Origin of the sequence: Bacillus sp. ISL-4 (genome assembly GCF_018613275.1) — a bacterium.
GTDB classification, from domain to species: Bacteria; Bacillota; Bacilli; order Bacillales; family DSM-1321; genus Peribacillus; species Peribacillus simplex_E.
On the sequence record NZ_JAGGQN010000010.1, the window covers coordinates 212,718 to 227,354 of the forward strand.

Below are 14,637 nucleotides of genomic sequence, written 5' to 3' on the forward strand. Positions count from 1 at the left end.
CTGGTTACCATCTTCATACATCATATGAAGCCTTGGTTGCAGGGTGCATATCCATTATTTCTCTTAAGTCGGCCGCCGTTAACCTTTCAGCCATTCCTCCCATTTCGATTGCGTGTCCCCCATTAAGACTCCGCTGAAGGCCGTACGGTTTTCCTCGGAAATAAGGCTCAGCGCCGCACCGCCAAGGCCCACCTTCACATCCGGGAAATCCTTTATTAATGCTTCAACCAGCCTAAATGTTCCATCAAGATTCTCTTTCAGTGAACATGACATAAATAGGTAAGTGGGTTTTATGATGTTTAAAACGGTGAAAAGGTCATTATCAGCAATGGATTCACCTAAATAAATGGTTTCATACCCTTTCCTCTTCAAAAAAACGGTAAAGACCAACAGTCCAAATTCATGTTTTTCACCGGGAGCACAAACGGTAAGGGCTTTCGGAAGAAATCCATTAGTCGGAATGGTATGCATAACTGAACTGATCCTGGATTTCAGGATGTTCGACGCAAAGTGTTCATGAGCGGAAGTAATTTCTCCCCTTTCCCACTTATCCCCAACCTGAACCAATATTGAGCCAAGTACATCAACTATGGTTTGTTCGATTGTATACATACTGAATGCTTGGCTTATTAGCATATGAGCTTTATTTTCATTGAAATTCAATAGAGCTTCGATTAATTCATCCGATAACTTAATCGCTTGTTCATCCTTACGGTTCGTTTCAGGAACTCCAGGAGCTAGAGTGCCAGTACTTTCGAGAAGTGAAACGGCTTGGCTTATTGTAAAACCTTGCTTTGTTTTATTGATGAGCCACTTAAGGATTTGCAGATGTTTTTCAGTATACAGCCGGTGCCCCGATTCATTCCTGACAGGCTCGATAAATTTATAGCGCCTTTCCCATGCCCTAAGGGTTCCCGACTGAATGTCCAGCAGTTTTGAAACTGCCTTTATATTATATTTACCTTCTTGCATGGTTTTACAAGGCCTCCAATAACTGTACGATCATTTGTTGAAATTATAGTGGATTTTTCATGGTCTGTAAAATTCCGATATGCTCGATTAATAGCAGCCTAATAGGTCTTTTCCACAGCTTCTCCTATTTCAGTGTCTGTCCCCCTTTTCAGGGTGAAGAGGTGCGTTTCCGGCTTAGCCTCAAGCCTTAAAGGTACTTCGCTTGTCCCATAGCCATTACTCGTCATATATAAACAGTCCCCCTCTTTTTCAATGCTGCCGATCTGATAGGGCCCGAATCCGAATATACGAATCTGCCCGCCATGGGTGTGACCTGACAGGACAAGACTAATATGGTGTTCCGGAGTCAACTGTTTCTTGACCAATGGATTATGGCTCACCAAAATCCGAAAATCTTCATTCCCACAATCCGACAGGGCAAGGTCAAGCCTATCACGTTCTTCCGATATATCATCAATGCCCAGAAGAGCGATTTTGCTGCCATTTTGAGACTCAAAAGAAACAGCTGTGTTATCAAGGATTTTCACACCATGTTTCAAAAGAGTCGCATCCAGTTCATGGAAGTCTCCTTCATAATCATTATTACCCCAAACAAAATAAAGGGGACCAAGTTCTTTTAGTTTCAATATATTTTTTTCCACACGTTCTAAGGGAACCCCGTGTTCCCTAATGTCACCGCCGATTATCACCAAATCTGCCTTGTCACGAACGTCCTCAATTAATTTATCCGCAACGATCCGCCGATGAAGATCGGATATAAAAAAGATCCGAACATCTCCAAAGCCTTCAGGAAAGTCTTTGAAATATAAGTCTTGAGAAATCACCCTATCTAGCATAGCCGTACGCCACATGTAAAAGATCGTGGCAAATGACAGTAGAATGATGACTAAAAATAATCCAGATAACCATAACATCTTAGTTAAACCTTCTTTCCATCCTTATCCCAAACGTACTTTCATATAACCATAAAACCATATTACCCGCAATTAAATATGATTTAATGCGATCATCATTTATTTTCATGATATAAGTTAATATCATAATTCTTCTTCATCATTTCAAATACCTTATGGCGGCTTTTCCATTCTTCCTCTTTTTCCCACAATTGTTTACTTTTATTTATGATTTCACAGCGTAGCAGTTGAAACTCCTTTTCAGCTTTATCAAGCTTTTTTTTAATTAATACCATATATCCATATAGACCAATCGCCGCCGCCAAAAAAAGGAAATGGCTAAAATGGTCGACGAAAACACTAAACATACTGAAAAAGGAATAGGAATAAGGTACAACGATATAAAAATATAGATAAATCATAAAAAGGGCAGCAACAATCATGGTTGCCCATAAGCTTTGAAGGTGCTTCTTTTTAAGTGCCTCGAATTTTTTCTTTCGATCCACGACATTCTGCAGCATTTGCTTTGTTGCTTGATCCGTCTTCTCATCCAATAAAATGATTGTCGATTCCATCGCATTTCCTCCTCTACTCTTTCAAATCATGATATGAAAGAGTAGAGGAAAAAATGATAAAGTACCTGTCACGTTTACCTTCACACTGAACTAAGTCAAACAATCTTAAAAACACCCTGCCTATAAAGACAGAGTGCCCTCGTTATTTCTTAATAGGAATTTTCAATACCTGACCTTTGGAAATTTCATTGCCATTCAGCCCATTCCACTCCCTGATCAGAGCAATCCCTTCCTGTGATTTGTAGTAATTCATGGAAATTCGAAATAATGTTTCTTCACCTTGAACAGTATGTAAGACAACTTTGTATCCCTCTTTATCCGGTTTCGCAGCTTGAACATTTTGGGCAGCCTTTTTCTTTTCTGTTTCTGCCTTCTTTGCTTTTTCATCAGCTATTTGCTGTGCTTTGGCCTTTTCCTCAGCTTCTCGCTGTGCTTTGGCCTTTTCCTCAGCTTCTCGCTGTGCTTTGGCCTTTTCCTCAGCTTCTCGCTGTGCTTTGGCCTTTTCTTCAGCTTCTTGCTGTGCTTTGGCTTTTTTCTCAGCATCTTGCTGCGCTTTAGCTTTAGCTTTAGCCTCAGCTTCTTCTTTTTCTTTCTCCGCTTCAGCCTTTGCCGATTCTTTTTCCTTTAAATCATCTGCAGAAGCTGTAGTTGGAATCGATTCATTAGCTTCCTCACTAAAGACGACTTGGTCACTTTTCACAACAGGTACAGGCCTACCCTGCATATATGTATAAAGGGTGTAAAATCCAATTGGAAGTAAAATAAAAAATACTGCTAATAATTGTATCATTGGGAACTTCTTCACTTTACTTTTTTTCTTTTTATTCTGGTGAACTTTGCTCCGCTTGGGCAATGAGGACTTAGCCTTCTGACGTTCAATTCGCGAACGAAGTTCACCAGCCTGATCGTTTTCTTTTTCATTCTTTTGCACTCGGCTCATTCAAGTCACCCCCTTTCTTGCTAAACCCTCTTTGCTTTTTGTTCCTGATTAAAATACCAAGGATAAAGTCAATCAAAAAGTGAGCAGTTATCGTCACGATGAGATTATTAGTCATTTCAAATAGAAAACCGATAAAGAAGCTCAAAACCAAAACATTTAAAAATAAAAACCAATTAAAAAGGTAACGATAATGAACAGCTGCAAAAATGAGGCTCGTAAGAAGCAAACCAAAATGTGTTTGCAACACTCCACGGAATAATACTTCTTCACTTATCGCAACCACTAAAGTTACGACAAAAATCATCGGGTATGACAAATTACTGAAAATGCGTTCGTTAATACCACCATCATCCTGATAGGAAGATGGTGTCACTTTCATAAACAATATGTCAAATAACACGACAATGACTCCAGCGGGAATTCCAATAAGCAAAATGTTCAGGTCATCAAAGATAAATAAGTCGAAAAAAGCTGAACGGTCTTTAAATAAAATAATACCTAAAAAGATGGCTAACGTTAAGAGAATAATTTGCGTAAGAAACAAATTATATAGCAACTGTTTATCTGTAAGTTGTTTAATAATTTCAGCTTGCTTATTTTTCATTGCCATTTTCCTTCTTTAATAAGATATAAGCCAATTCTTTTTTCCAAGTGGAAAAGGAATTGACCGGGTCCACCTTGACTTCCGGCCATACATCAGCCATTTTTTCGACATCCATCCCACAGATATCACAGCAGATGGGGTTCACTTCCCGATGCTTTTCTCCAAAGTAGTCCAGTATCCCTAAACGGCGACATTCCTGTGTATATATCCAGTGAAGGAATTTATGCAGCTTTTCCTGATTCCTTGATTTTCTCTTTTGACAATACGCTTTCATCTCTGCCATTTGATCTAGGTTATTGCCCGTGATAAGCTGCGTAAAAAAACGGAGCTGGATTTCGTTCAACGAAAAGGATTGAGACAGCTGTTCTTTTTCCGAGAGGGTCAAATTCGCCATATTTTTGTGTGATGCATTAAGGAAAGAACATACACCATCGATTTGCGAATCCGTAGGCAACTGTTGCTCCATCAAATGCAGGGGAAGCCCTTCATCCCCTTCGCTATATAATAAGACAGCCACACTTTGTTTCCGATCTCGTCCAGCCCTGCCTATCTCCTGAAGATATGCTTCCATCGTGGACGGGATATGAAAATGAATAACATATCTGACATCCGCTTTATTCACACCCATTCCAAAAGCACTTGTTGCACATATAATTTTCAACTGGCCGGAAATGAATTGCTGCTGAATGAGCATCCTTTGCTCCTGTTCCATTCCACCGTGATAATAATTGACACTATCGATCCCGTTATCCTGTAAAAACCCAGTGACTGATTCCGCCACTTTTTTAGAGGAAAAATAAATAATTCCGCTTCCATTAAGTTTCCTGACAAGTTCCAGCACACGGGCTAGCTTCTCATCGTAACTGAACATTCGCTCGACAATAATTGCTATATTTTCCCGATCAACAGATGATACCATTTCCTTGACCTGCCCAATGTTGAGTTTACCAACGATGTCCCTCCGGACCTCATCGGTTGCAGTTGCCGTCAGGGCAAGGGTCAACGGATTGTTCAATTCACGCCTCACTTCTCCTAAATTCAAATAATCCGGACGGAAATCATACCCCCATTGTGAGATGCAGTGTGCTTCGTCTATGACGAACAAACCTATGTCTATGGATTTCAAGGATTTTATCACGCCATCCAGACTTAGCATTTCAGGAGATAAAAAAATAAAACGATAACTATGTAACCGGTCGAAAGCTTTCCTTTTTTGATTTAGCGTCAAAAAAGAGTTGAGGGTCAATACACTTTTTTCGCCACTCATCTTTAGCTGATCTGCTTGATCCTGCATTAAAGATAATAACGGGGAGACAATTAGGACAGTCTTATTTAAAAGATAAGCAGGCAGCTGGTAACATAATGATTTACCTGATCCGGTTGGGAGCATCGCTAAGGTATGACGGCCGGACATCAATGATTCAACCACTTCCTTTTGTCCAGGGCGGAATTCATCAAATCCGAATTTTTCTTTGAGGACTCGTTCTATGTTCATCATCACTCACCTATTTTCGCAAGTACAAGTCTTATTTGGAAAAAGCTTATTTGTTTATTATCGACCATCTGCTTGATTGCTTTAAGCTTTTTCGTACCAAGTTCCTTAATAGCTTCAGCAATTTCCCTCTCATCCTCGATAGTTACATAATCGGAAATCGGAAAATCTTTTTCCGATAAGACAATTTCTACGAGGTGATCTTCGATGGTGTTGACTTTCAATCTGCGGATTTCAGCTATTTCACCCAGATTTTTCCCTTCCTGGATGTATCGTAAAGTTGTCTTTGTAGATTGTGTCAATTGAGGATTCCCACTTCTTTTCCAATCATTAGTTAATGAGGACAAGAGAGGGTAATCCTTTCCCGTTTCCATTTCTGCAAGCATTTGATGCAATGAGTCAAGGAATGTAAAGCGAACATACTCTTCTTCTACATCTTTCCTTTTTGCAATTTGTTCAAACGTAAGTCCAACCCTGTTTATTCCGGTTAACCTCAAAATGAAAATGTCTCGTTTCATTTCACTTTGACTTTCTAAAAGGGATATCAGTTCATCATATAGATGTTGGGCAATCACCGCTCGATCCTCACGATTGACATGTAAAAATTCCTTTACGAAGAATTGGATTTTAGGATTTCGTTGTATCGGATAAAAACGTCTTTCATTGTGGACAATATGAGATATAGTTTGAATGAGTAAGTTTAACCTTCCCCAGAAAACCGGGGTGATATTGTGATACTTCCAACCATTTATATACGTCGGAAAAGGATTACTTTTAAAATAATCGCCTAACATTCCCTCACCTTGCATACTAATTTCATACGCATCTGGTTTATCCGTTAAATTAATCATGTCATGCTTAAGTAAATGTTCAATGTTTTGATTTAATTGCTGACGGGTAAATCGGGGTATTGTCCCAAAAATATCCGTTAACCCGAATAAATGGGCATCCTGGATTGTTTGTGACGATTTCTTACCCTGCAGCATATGGTAAATAGCATAAATGGAACGTTCGCCTTGAAATTTTTTTATCGCATATAGAATGATGGCCTGTAGATAATTATTCATGGGACTCACATCCTTGTTTCATTTAACCAATAACCCCATTGTAACAAAAAACTGCAAAAATCGCCGTTATTATTGATGATTACAAGGGAAATTATGTGACTAAATGACGAACCATGGAAAGAACCAAGTTAATTATTTCGATGTTTTTCGTTGACATTCAGCTACATGATAGTTATTATCAATACAATTTCTATTGAAAAGTTTGGCATTCGGTCTTACAATAAGAAAGAGAAAATAATCTGAAATAAAAAGATTATCAGTTGTTAATCAACTTAGGAGGGGTTATATTCATGGCTAAATTTACTATTGTGGATAAAGAAACATGCATAGCTTGTGGAGCTTGCGGAGCAGCTGCACCAGATATATATGATTATGATGACGAAGGGATTGCATTTGTTACCCTTGACGATAACGAGGGAATCGTTGAAATTCCAGATGTACTTATAGACGACATGATGGATGCATTTGAAGGATGCCCAACGGATTCCATTAAAGTTGCTGACGAGTCATTTGACGGAGATGCACTAAAATTCGAATAACGGTACAAGCCATTTTCAATCGAGAATGGCTTTTTCTTTTGGCCAATGTCGGATTACATCTTCTCATACAAAAAAAACAACCGAATATGGATATCCGGTTGTTTTTTCATTTCTATCGTCAATGCCGTTAAGCATTTTTATATAATATTTGCTTATTGATCCATGTCTGTAATTTAATGAACAGCAACATGAATACAGATGTGATGAGCACGCCTTTAATCACGTTGAAAGGCAAGATTGCCGTCGTAACGAACTTTCTTGACTCGGGAGCCGACATTGCATCCCATCCCATAAAGAAGGTATATGCCGGTAAAAAGACAAAATAGTTTAAAACACTCATGAATACTGCCATGGATACTGTCCCCGCAAGTAAAGCGAACGTCATCCCTTTTTTTGAATTGATTTTCTTAAATACATAATAAGTTGGCAAGACAAACAGTATTCCGGCTATAAAGTTAGCGATATGCCCCACAGGTACAGCAGTCAAGGTCCCTGTCATGACTAAATCCAATAGGTTTTTAATGAACTCGACTAGAATTCCAGCCATCGGACCGAAAATCAATGCCGCCATCAGTGCTGGTATGTCGCTAAAATCGACATTGAGAAAAGGCGGGAATCCTGGAAACGGGAAATTTAAAAGCATCAATAAATAAGAAATGCTTCCCATCATCGCAAGTGTGACCGTTTTTTTCACTTTGTTCTTATTCATAGTTCTCTCTCCTTCTTTTCCGATCTACCTGAAAAAGAGGTTTGGGTTCCAAAATATGTTGATGCTCAATAAAAAACCTTTAATTCCAATAGAATTAAAGGGATAAATTAAAGGTTACATCAAACAAACGTTCAGCAAATAACTGTTGAAACGCACTCAGGAACCTCCATCTTCTCCCATCCAGACTATACTGTCGGCTTTGGAATCGCACCAAATCCTGCCTTGTAAGGCTCGCGGGCTTAGAAGAAGAAATTCCTTCATCACCGCCGGTGGGGAATTTCGCCCCGCCCCGAAGATAGACCTATAAAATTTTTATACTTCCCATTATATCTGAAATTCCTTTTTTTTGATAGCATTTTTTCTCAGTAGATGCATTTAGGATGATTTATCGATCGTCCAGTGAATGGTTTAAAACAAATAACGAAAATTTTTTTATACGATGCAAACGGAGACGAAGCCATTTATATCACGATATTAAACAAATAATCAGATGATAATCATGCTATTAAGCGCTTACATCCAAATAAGCCAAATTGACATAATCAGCATTTCAATTGTAAAATTAACTGAAATTTAAGATAATTCTTTTCCCTAGGAAGGTGTTTAGACGTGTATCGGATTTTAGTAGCAGACGCCATTAAACCAGAAGGACTCGGACCGCTATCAGAGGCATCCAATATTCATCTCATTCAGAAAACCGTAGAGGAAGCTGCAAACGAACTTGATCGGATCGATGCAATTCTTGTGAGAAGTGCAACGAAGGTTTCGGAAGATTTAATGAACCGTATGCCGAAGTTAAAAATTATAGCACGCGCTGGTGTCGGTGTTGATAACATAGACATCCCCGCTGCGACAAAACGCGGGATTGTCGTGGTTAATGCACCTGACGGCAATACCATTTCAACAGCTGAACATACATTTGCGATGATGGCTTCATTAATGCGCCACATCCCGCAAGCTTATGCTTCACTGAAGAATGGGGAGTGGAAACGTTCTTCATACACGGGAACTGAACTTCGTGGTAAAACATTAGGTATAGTTGGCTTTGGACGTATCGGAGGGGAAATTGCAAAACGTGCTAAAGTGTTTGGCATGGATGTCATTGTCTATGATCCGTTCCTGACTGTCGATCGTGCAAAGAAAATGTCCGTAACGGCCCTGCCGTTAGATGAATTGCTTCCTAAAGCAGACATCATTACTGTTCATACACCACTAACGAATGATACTAGAGGATTAATCAATAAAGAAAAACTGCTTACCTGTAAAAAAGGGGTATATGTACTAAACTGCGCCCGTGGTGGAATTCTAGACGAAGATGATTTATATGAAATGTTAGTCGAAGGACATGTTGCAGGGGCGGCACTGGACGTTTTCGTCGAAGAACCTCCACTTGGCCATAAACTGCTTGAACTGGATAGCGTCATTGCTACACCGCATCTTGGTGCTTCCACGAAAGAAGCCCAATTAAATGTTGCCGTACAGGTTGCCCAAGAAGTATTGACCTATTTTGAAGGAAACCCGGTCTCAAGTTCAATCAACCTTCCAGCCATATCTAAAGAAGTGTTTGAAAAGGTACAGCCTTTCTATCAACTTGTTCAGCAAATGGGATCCATTGCTTCTCAGTGCATGAATGAAGGAATTCAGGAAATCTCCGTTACGTATGCAGGAGAATCATTGGATTTCGATACAGCGATTCTTACAAAAAGTCTAATCTCTGGCTTTTTCAGATCAAGAGTTGATGCATCAGTCAATGAAGTGAATGCCTTGTTGATCGCAAAAGAGCGTGGCATAACGGTTGGTGAAAAAATCTCTACGGACTCTTTAGGTTACTCAAATTTGATCAGCCTTAAAGTAAAAGGTGACCACCGTGAATTAACAATCAGTGGAACCTATATCGAAAATTACGGTTCTCGAATTGTAAGTTTGAATGGTTTCAAAATCGACTTTCAACCAGAATCGAATTTACTTTATATCCAGCATACCGATAAACCTGGTGTAATCGGTAACGTAGGTAAGGTCCTAGGTGATCACGGAGTGAATATCGCCACCATGCAGGTTGGCCGAAAAGAAGCTGGCGGGGAAGCCATCATGGTTTTGAGCTTTGATTTACCATTAGAAGACAACATGAAACAATTTTTAATGGAAACAGAAGAAATTACATTTATGGCCCGTATATCATTATAAGAAGAAAAAAGTGCCCGTCCAGCGCGGGCACTTTTTCTGTGATTGCAAGGGGCTTTTGCCAACCATAGACAGGGTGTTTTTAACGCACCATCAATTCACTTGGTTCGGTGCTTTGGGCACCACTATGTCTTCAGTTAAATTCAACTGGCCTACCTCTTCAATAGGAGCATTTTCAAACTTCACTTTTTCAAAACCAAAATCCTTGGCAATGAAGAGTATGGCTTCTAAAGCTTGAAGGGATTCCTTATTATTTTCAATGGCAGCTTGATCTGATAATTGAATGATCACAAGATCTCCATTAGAGCTTACCCTTTCCCATTTCAGGCCATGCGGGATTGCAGGTGAAATTCCCTCGATGTCCGCCTCCCCTTTTCCAGCTTGCAGCGCCTCCTCAAAGTCCTGATAACCCATATTGCTTGGAACAAGGAACCTTGGGGAGGACTGATCCCTTTGGTAAAGAAAGTATGTGCGATTTTTTTGATGAGGTATGTCCACCTCCTTTAAATATCCCGCGTGCGCAAACATGGCACCTTGCTTACCATCTGTAGAAAATGTCATTTTCTCTATATTGTTATAGGAAAGCGTTTCCTCCATCGAATGGAGAAAAAGTGTATCTTCATCCAATAGTCGGCTTTTTTCTTGAAAATCAATATGAGCAGTGGTCATATCGTTTCCTTGGCTGATCTTTATATCAAGTGGAAAATAGTCAGATAGCCCATATTGCTCTTCATCCATATCGGACATTTGATAAACTAACTGATTCAGTTTATCACTTTCGTCATAATGTTTGAGTTTAATTGAAATGGGAACGATGAAATTCATTTGATCATCTGGGACACCCATCGTAATGATCGATGCATTTTTAAGGTCATCTTGATAGATTGCTCGTGCAAATGTTTTTTCCTTTTCCCCTTTTCGGGGTTCCATTTCTGAAACCTTGTCTTTAGATTCGATTTCCGCTTGCTTACTCGAAAACTTTTGATTATCCTGTTTATCTGCTGAATGATCTTCTTTGTTACTTGCATCCTGCCGTTCAAGATCTGCCATTTCCTTATTTTCAGATAGAGATAATTTCCCACTACTGCCGCTGTCCTCTTGACTTGTCGTTCCTTTTTTTTCAATAATTAAAGATGATGCCAAAACAACCATTAAGAATAAGGAGGCAACACCCGCAAATAGAGGTATCCAGTGTTTCTTTTTCTTCTTATCATGTATTCTCGAAAACATCTCTGCCTTGGTTCTGTCATCTCTTAATTTCGGAAGCTCGCGCAGCAGGTCTTCAATTTCGCTTTCTTTCCAACGGGATCTTCTCAATGCGGTGGCCCTCCTTTCCTGATAAATCTTCCATCAACTTTTTAATAGCCTTCAAAGCACGGTGCTGGGTCGTTTTTACCTTACTTTCACTCCAATTCAATACTTCAGCAGTTTCGGTAATGGACAATCCCTGAATATATCGTAAAATGATGACCGATCTTTGATTCGTGGTACACCGGTTTAAGCATTGATAAATATCTTGGATTTCATCTTTCATGATAGCCACTTCTTCCGGAATGGGCTCTTTATCTTTTATTAATTGCCTATCCCAATCAAAGTTAGGAAAGATTTTATCTTTCCACCCTTTTTGTTTCCGAAAGTAATCAATCGTCACATTTCTTGCAATCGAGTACATCCACGTTTTTTCACTGCTTTTACCTTCGAAGCGTTCATAAGCCTTCATCACCCGGATATAGACTTCCTGAACAAGGTCCTCAGCCGTTTCTCGATTTTTAGTCATATAAAAAATGAATTGATATATTTCCTGATGATATTTTTCATAAAGATCGTGGAAAACGGAATCCATCATTTCCCCACATCCGTTCATAAATATAGTCGTCAATCCTAAACAAAAGTTACATACTTCGGCTTTAATCTTATTATAAAATTCCGTTAATTTCCACATATCAGGGACTTCTTATTTTGTTTCCGAAAAAAAACAAAGACAAGTTGGAAAGAAATCCAATTGCCTTTGTCCTCTCAGTTCCTTATGAATCAAGATTTTTTGGCAAGCTACCCGTCATTCAGCATTTTCCATAATTCGAGGCAGAATAAAACTGAAAGTCGTTCCTTTATTAGGTAAACTGTTTACCGAAATGAAGCCATCATGGGCATTGATTATATTTTTTACGATTGCCAAACCCAAACCGGTGCCCGAACGGCCGCGGGTCCTTGCTTTATCCGCCTTATAAAACCTCTCGAATACAAAAGGCAAATCTTCTTCGGGAATTCCAGATCCAGAGTCCCTCACATCAATGATCAGACCCCTTCGATCACTTGTCCTCTGAATGACATCAATGTTACCGCCCGGAGGAGTATGACGAATCGCATTATCAATTAAATTGGTCAAAACCTGTTCAATGCGGTCCGGGTCAAAATGCCATTGAATTTGATCGTCTTGCATACTGGTTGATATTGTGATTCCCTTTTCTTTAGCCAGCCCGGAAAACTTACTTGTAATCCTCTTTAAATAAGGAGAAATAGGTACGCATTCATAGCTAAGGTTCATTTTACCCGATTCCAATTTAGCTAGATCGAGGAGATCATTGACTAAACGGCCCATTCTCAAAGACTCATCATAGATGATGCGGGCCATTTCCACCTTTTCCTCTTCACTGCTCGCAATGTCATCTACAATCGCTTCACTATATCCTTGCAACATTGAAATCGGCGTTCTTAACTCATGGGAGACATTCGCTATGAAATCAGTCCTAAGTTTGTCCATACGTCTTTCATCACTCATATCCCGTATGATGGCCACCGCTCCCCGAATATTGTCGGCATTTGTATATAGCGGACTGACAATGAATCCCCAATCACGGCCCTGCAAAGTAATTTCACCGACTTGCTCCTTATCGAAGGACTCTGATTCATCAAAAAGATTCATCAAAACCAATGGGACATTGACATTATCTTCCCGGTTATAGCCCTTTTCAAAGTACCAGGATTGCAGAAACCTTTCTGCTGGCGGATTCGTTTCAAGAATTGTGCCATCTTTATTGAAGGTAATGACCCCATCTGCCATACTGCTAAGAATGCTTGAGAGATGTTCCTTTTCCTGACTAAGTGCATTCATATTGAATTTCAGCTGTTTTCTCATCTGGTTAAACGCTATGGCAAGCTCACCGATCTCATCTTGAGTCAGGATTGGGACCTTTGTATCAAATTTCCCCCGGGCAATCGCTAGTGCGGCTTCCCTCATCTTCACCAATGGGGCATTGATTCTTGTAGATAAAAAGAAAGCAAAAATCGTTGTCAAAATAATGGCGATGCCTGCTGCCAATAATATGAACTGTGTAGTCGATTTTGTGGTTTCTTCCATCGATTCCAACGATTGAAATAAGAAAACTTCATCCTGTTCCCCATTCAATTCAAGTGGAATGCCTACTACGATTGCGGACAATTCCTCATTGTCTGCATCATCGGATAGCGCCATTTCCTTTTTTACAGTCTTTCTTTCCGTAAAAACCTTGATCAATTCGGAATCATTTTTAATGAGTTCCGGCGTGATTTCGTACTCATTATCTCCTCCGATTGATGAGAATATCATTTTGTCATCATTAAGAATGATCATTTTCGTTTCGTTGCCGATTAATTCCGAAGCTATTTGTAAAACCTCATTGCTGGATCCCTGATGTTCATTGGTTACCTTAATGATTTGTTCAGCAGTTTTAGTTAAATCATTTTCAATATTTTCAATCTGGAAATTCTCAAAGAATTCGACCAGCAGAACGGTTAAAACAATTAATACAAACGACACGAGCAATAGGATCGTTGCCCATAGCTTCCCTACAACACTGCCCCATAGCATCAGTCATTAATGACTTCGAACTTGTAACCTACACCCCAAACAGTGACAATCATCTTGGCTGCGTTTTCGGATATACGGTTTAATTTTTCACGTAAGCGTTTAACATGCGTGTCAACAGTTCGAAGATCCCCAAAGAATTCATAGTGCCACACTTCTTTTAACAATTGCTCTCGGTCGAAAACCTTATCTGGGGATTTCGCCAAGAAATATAATAATTCATATTCTTTTGGTGTTAATGAAACCTCTTTGTTATCAGCAAGTACTCGGTGGGCATCATTATCAATGGTTAAATGCGAGAAGACGATCACATCTTTTGCCGTCGTTTCCGTCTGCATGTAGCTAGTGCTTGAAGAGCGACGTAATAAAGCTTTAACCCTTAACACGACTTCCCGGGGACTGAACGGCTTTACGATATAATCATCTGTACCCACTTCGAACCCTTGAACGCGGTTCACTTCTTCCCCTTTAGCAGTCAGCATGATAATCGGTGTCGTTTTCTTTTCCCTTAATTCACGGCAAACTTCGATTCCATCTTTACCAGGCATCATAATATCCAATAAAATTAAATCATAATCATTTTCAAGGGCTTTTGTTAAAGCCATATCTCCATTTTCAGCTTCATCGATTATGTATTCTTCTCTTTCCAAATACATCTTTAGCAGCCGGCGGATTCTTTCCTCATCATCCACCACGAGAATTTTTATAGCATTATACATTATGTAATCAGCCTCCTATCATATATTCTACAAAATGAAAACTTCCATGACTAATACTTTTTCCGCACAAAGTACGATAAAGAGCCAATTTTGCATGGCTTC

The 14,637-nt window shown here is 39.5% G+C and carries 14 protein-coding genes and 1 riboswitch; of the genes, 2 read left to right on the forward strand and 12 right to left on the reverse strand.

What is annotated here, in order from left to right:
• Window positions 1-78: 78 nt before the first annotated feature.
• The 7 genes from J7J00_RS07375 to J7J00_RS07405 all read right to left on the reverse strand — a co-directional run bounded on the left by J7J00_RS07375 (window position 79) and on the right by J7J00_RS07405 (window position 6,543).
• Window positions 79-972 carry a MerR family transcriptional regulator gene (locus J7J00_RS07375; RefSeq protein WP_214789479.1) on the reverse strand — a complete coding sequence of 298 codons (894 nt, stop codon included), beginning with the start codon at window positions 970-972 and terminating at the stop codon, window positions 79-81.
• Window positions 973-1,070: 98 nt separating this feature from the next.
• Entirely contained in the window at window positions 1,071-1,886 is an 816-nt protein-coding gene (locus J7J00_RS07380) for a metallophosphoesterase (protein ID WP_214789482.1), read from the reverse strand.
• Window positions 1,887-1,981: 95 nt separating this feature from the next.
• Window positions 1,982-2,440, reverse strand: a complete 459-nt coding sequence (locus J7J00_RS07385) for a YpbF family protein (RefSeq protein ID WP_063233188.1) — start codon at window positions 2,438-2,440, stop codon at window positions 1,982-1,984.
• Window positions 2,441-2,582: 142 nt separating this feature from the next.
• A complete protein-coding gene (locus tag J7J00_RS07390; RefSeq protein WP_286201224.1) occupies window positions 2,583-3,380 on the reverse strand; it encodes a LysM peptidoglycan-binding domain-containing protein in 798 nt (265 codons plus the stop codon).
• A complete protein-coding gene (locus J7J00_RS07395; protein WP_214789485.1) occupies window positions 3,358-3,984 on the reverse strand; it encodes a CPBP family intramembrane glutamic endopeptidase in 627 nt (208 codons plus the stop codon). The genes J7J00_RS07390 and J7J00_RS07395 overlap by 23 nt, the downstream gene beginning before the upstream one ends.
• Window positions 3,974-5,479, reverse strand: coding sequence for a RecQ family ATP-dependent DNA helicase (locus J7J00_RS07400; protein ID WP_286201225.1), 1,506 nt, complete (start codon window positions 5,477-5,479; stop codon window positions 3,974-3,976). The genes J7J00_RS07395 and J7J00_RS07400 overlap by 11 nt, the downstream gene beginning before the upstream one ends.
• A 2-nt stretch (window positions 5,480-5,481) precedes the next feature.
• Window positions 5,482-6,543 (reverse strand): YpbB family protein, encoded by a 1,062-nt coding sequence (locus J7J00_RS07405; protein ID WP_214789519.1) that lies wholly within the window; start codon window positions 6,541-6,543, stop codon window positions 5,482-5,484.
• Window positions 6,544-6,833: 290 nt separating this feature from the next.
• Between J7J00_RS07405 and J7J00_RS07410 the strand changes: the two genes are divergently transcribed.
• Complete coding sequence (locus tag J7J00_RS07410) at window positions 6,834-7,082, forward strand: ferredoxin (RefSeq protein ID WP_214789522.1); 249 nt, start codon at window positions 6,834-6,836, stop codon at window positions 7,080-7,082.
• Window positions 7,083-7,209: 127 nt separating this feature from the next.
• Here the strand turns inward: J7J00_RS07410 and J7J00_RS07415 are convergent, their stop codons facing one another.
• On the reverse strand, window positions 7,210-7,791 hold the full coding sequence (locus J7J00_RS07415) for an ECF transporter S component (RefSeq protein ID WP_141993586.1): 582 nt from the start codon (window positions 7,789-7,791) through the stop codon (window positions 7,210-7,212).
• A 164-nt stretch (window positions 7,792-7,955) separates the two neighbouring features.
• A riboswitch (FMN riboswitch) is annotated at window positions 7,956-8,092 on the reverse strand.
• Window positions 8,093-8,400: 308 nt separating this feature from the next.
• Here J7J00_RS07415 and serA point away from each other — a divergent pair.
• Window positions 8,401-9,975 (forward strand): phosphoglycerate dehydrogenase, encoded by a 1,575-nt coding sequence (gene serA, locus J7J00_RS07420; RefSeq protein ID WP_214789525.1) that lies wholly within the window; start codon window positions 8,401-8,403, stop codon window positions 9,973-9,975.
• 90 nt (window positions 9,976-10,065) lie between these two features.
• Here the strand turns inward: serA and J7J00_RS07425 are convergent, their stop codons facing one another.
• The 4 genes from J7J00_RS07425 to J7J00_RS07440 all read right to left on the reverse strand — a co-directional run bounded on the left by J7J00_RS07425 (window position 10,066) and on the right by J7J00_RS07440 (window position 14,535).
• Window positions 10,066-11,289: a hypothetical protein gene (locus J7J00_RS07425; protein WP_214789526.1), complete on the reverse strand. Its 1,224-nt coding sequence runs from the start codon at window positions 11,287-11,289 to the stop codon at window positions 10,066-10,068.
• The gene (gene sigX / locus J7J00_RS07430) at window positions 11,255-11,815 is read right to left on the reverse strand and encodes an RNA polymerase sigma factor SigX (RefSeq protein WP_214789940.1); all 561 of its coding nucleotides are present in this window, start codon (window positions 11,813-11,815) and stop codon (window positions 11,255-11,257) included. The genes J7J00_RS07425 and sigX overlap by 35 nt, the downstream gene beginning before the upstream one ends.
• 213 nt (window positions 11,816-12,028) lie before the next feature.
• Window positions 12,029-13,822, reverse strand: a complete 1,794-nt coding sequence (locus J7J00_RS07435) for an ATP-binding protein (RefSeq protein WP_214789941.1) — start codon at window positions 13,820-13,822, stop codon at window positions 12,029-12,031.
• Window positions 13,819-14,535 (reverse strand): response regulator, encoded by a 717-nt coding sequence (locus J7J00_RS07440; RefSeq protein WP_098370811.1) that lies wholly within the window; start codon window positions 14,533-14,535, stop codon window positions 13,819-13,821. The genes J7J00_RS07435 and J7J00_RS07440 overlap by 4 nt, the downstream gene beginning before the upstream one ends.
• Window positions 14,536-14,637 lie beyond the last annotated feature (102 nt).

Coding starts and splice junctions, on each gene's coding strand:
- J7J00_RS07410 (WP_214789522.1), top strand. CDS start 6,834: ATGGCTAAATTTACTATTGTGGATAAAGAAACATGCATAGCTTGTGGA.
- J7J00_RS07385 (WP_063233188.1), bottom strand. CDS start 2,440: ATGGAATCGACAATCATTTTATTGGATGAGAAGACGGATCAAGCAACA.
- J7J00_RS07415 (WP_141993586.1), bottom strand. CDS start 7,791: ATGAATAAGAACAAAGTGAAAAAAACGGTCACACTTGCGATGATGGGA.
- J7J00_RS07400 (WP_286201225.1), bottom strand. CDS start 5,479: ATGAACATAGAACGAGTCCTCAAAGAAAAATTCGGATTTGATGAATTC.
- J7J00_RS07395 (WP_214789485.1), bottom strand. CDS start 3,984: ATGAAAAATAAGCAAGCTGAAATTATTAAACAACTTACAGATAAACAG.
- J7J00_RS07440 (WP_098370811.1), bottom strand. CDS start 14,535: ATGTATAATGCTATAAAAATTCTCGTGGTGGATGATGAGGAAAGAATC.
- sigX (WP_214789940.1), bottom strand. CDS start 11,815: ATGGATTCCGTTTTCCACGATCTTTATGAAAAATATCATCAGGAAATA.
- J7J00_RS07375 (WP_214789479.1), bottom strand. CDS start 972: ATGCAAGAAGGTAAATATAATATAAAGGCAGTTTCAAAACTGCTGGAC.
- J7J00_RS07405 (WP_214789519.1), bottom strand. CDS start 6,543: ATGAATAATTATCTACAGGCCATCATTCTATATGCGATAAAAAAATTT.
- J7J00_RS07380 (WP_214789482.1), bottom strand. CDS start 1,886: ATGTTATGGTTATCTGGATTATTTTTAGTCATCATTCTACTGTCATTT.
- J7J00_RS07390 (WP_286201224.1), bottom strand. CDS start 3,380: ATGAGCCGAGTGCAAAAGAATGAAAAAGAAAACGATCAGGCTGGTGAA.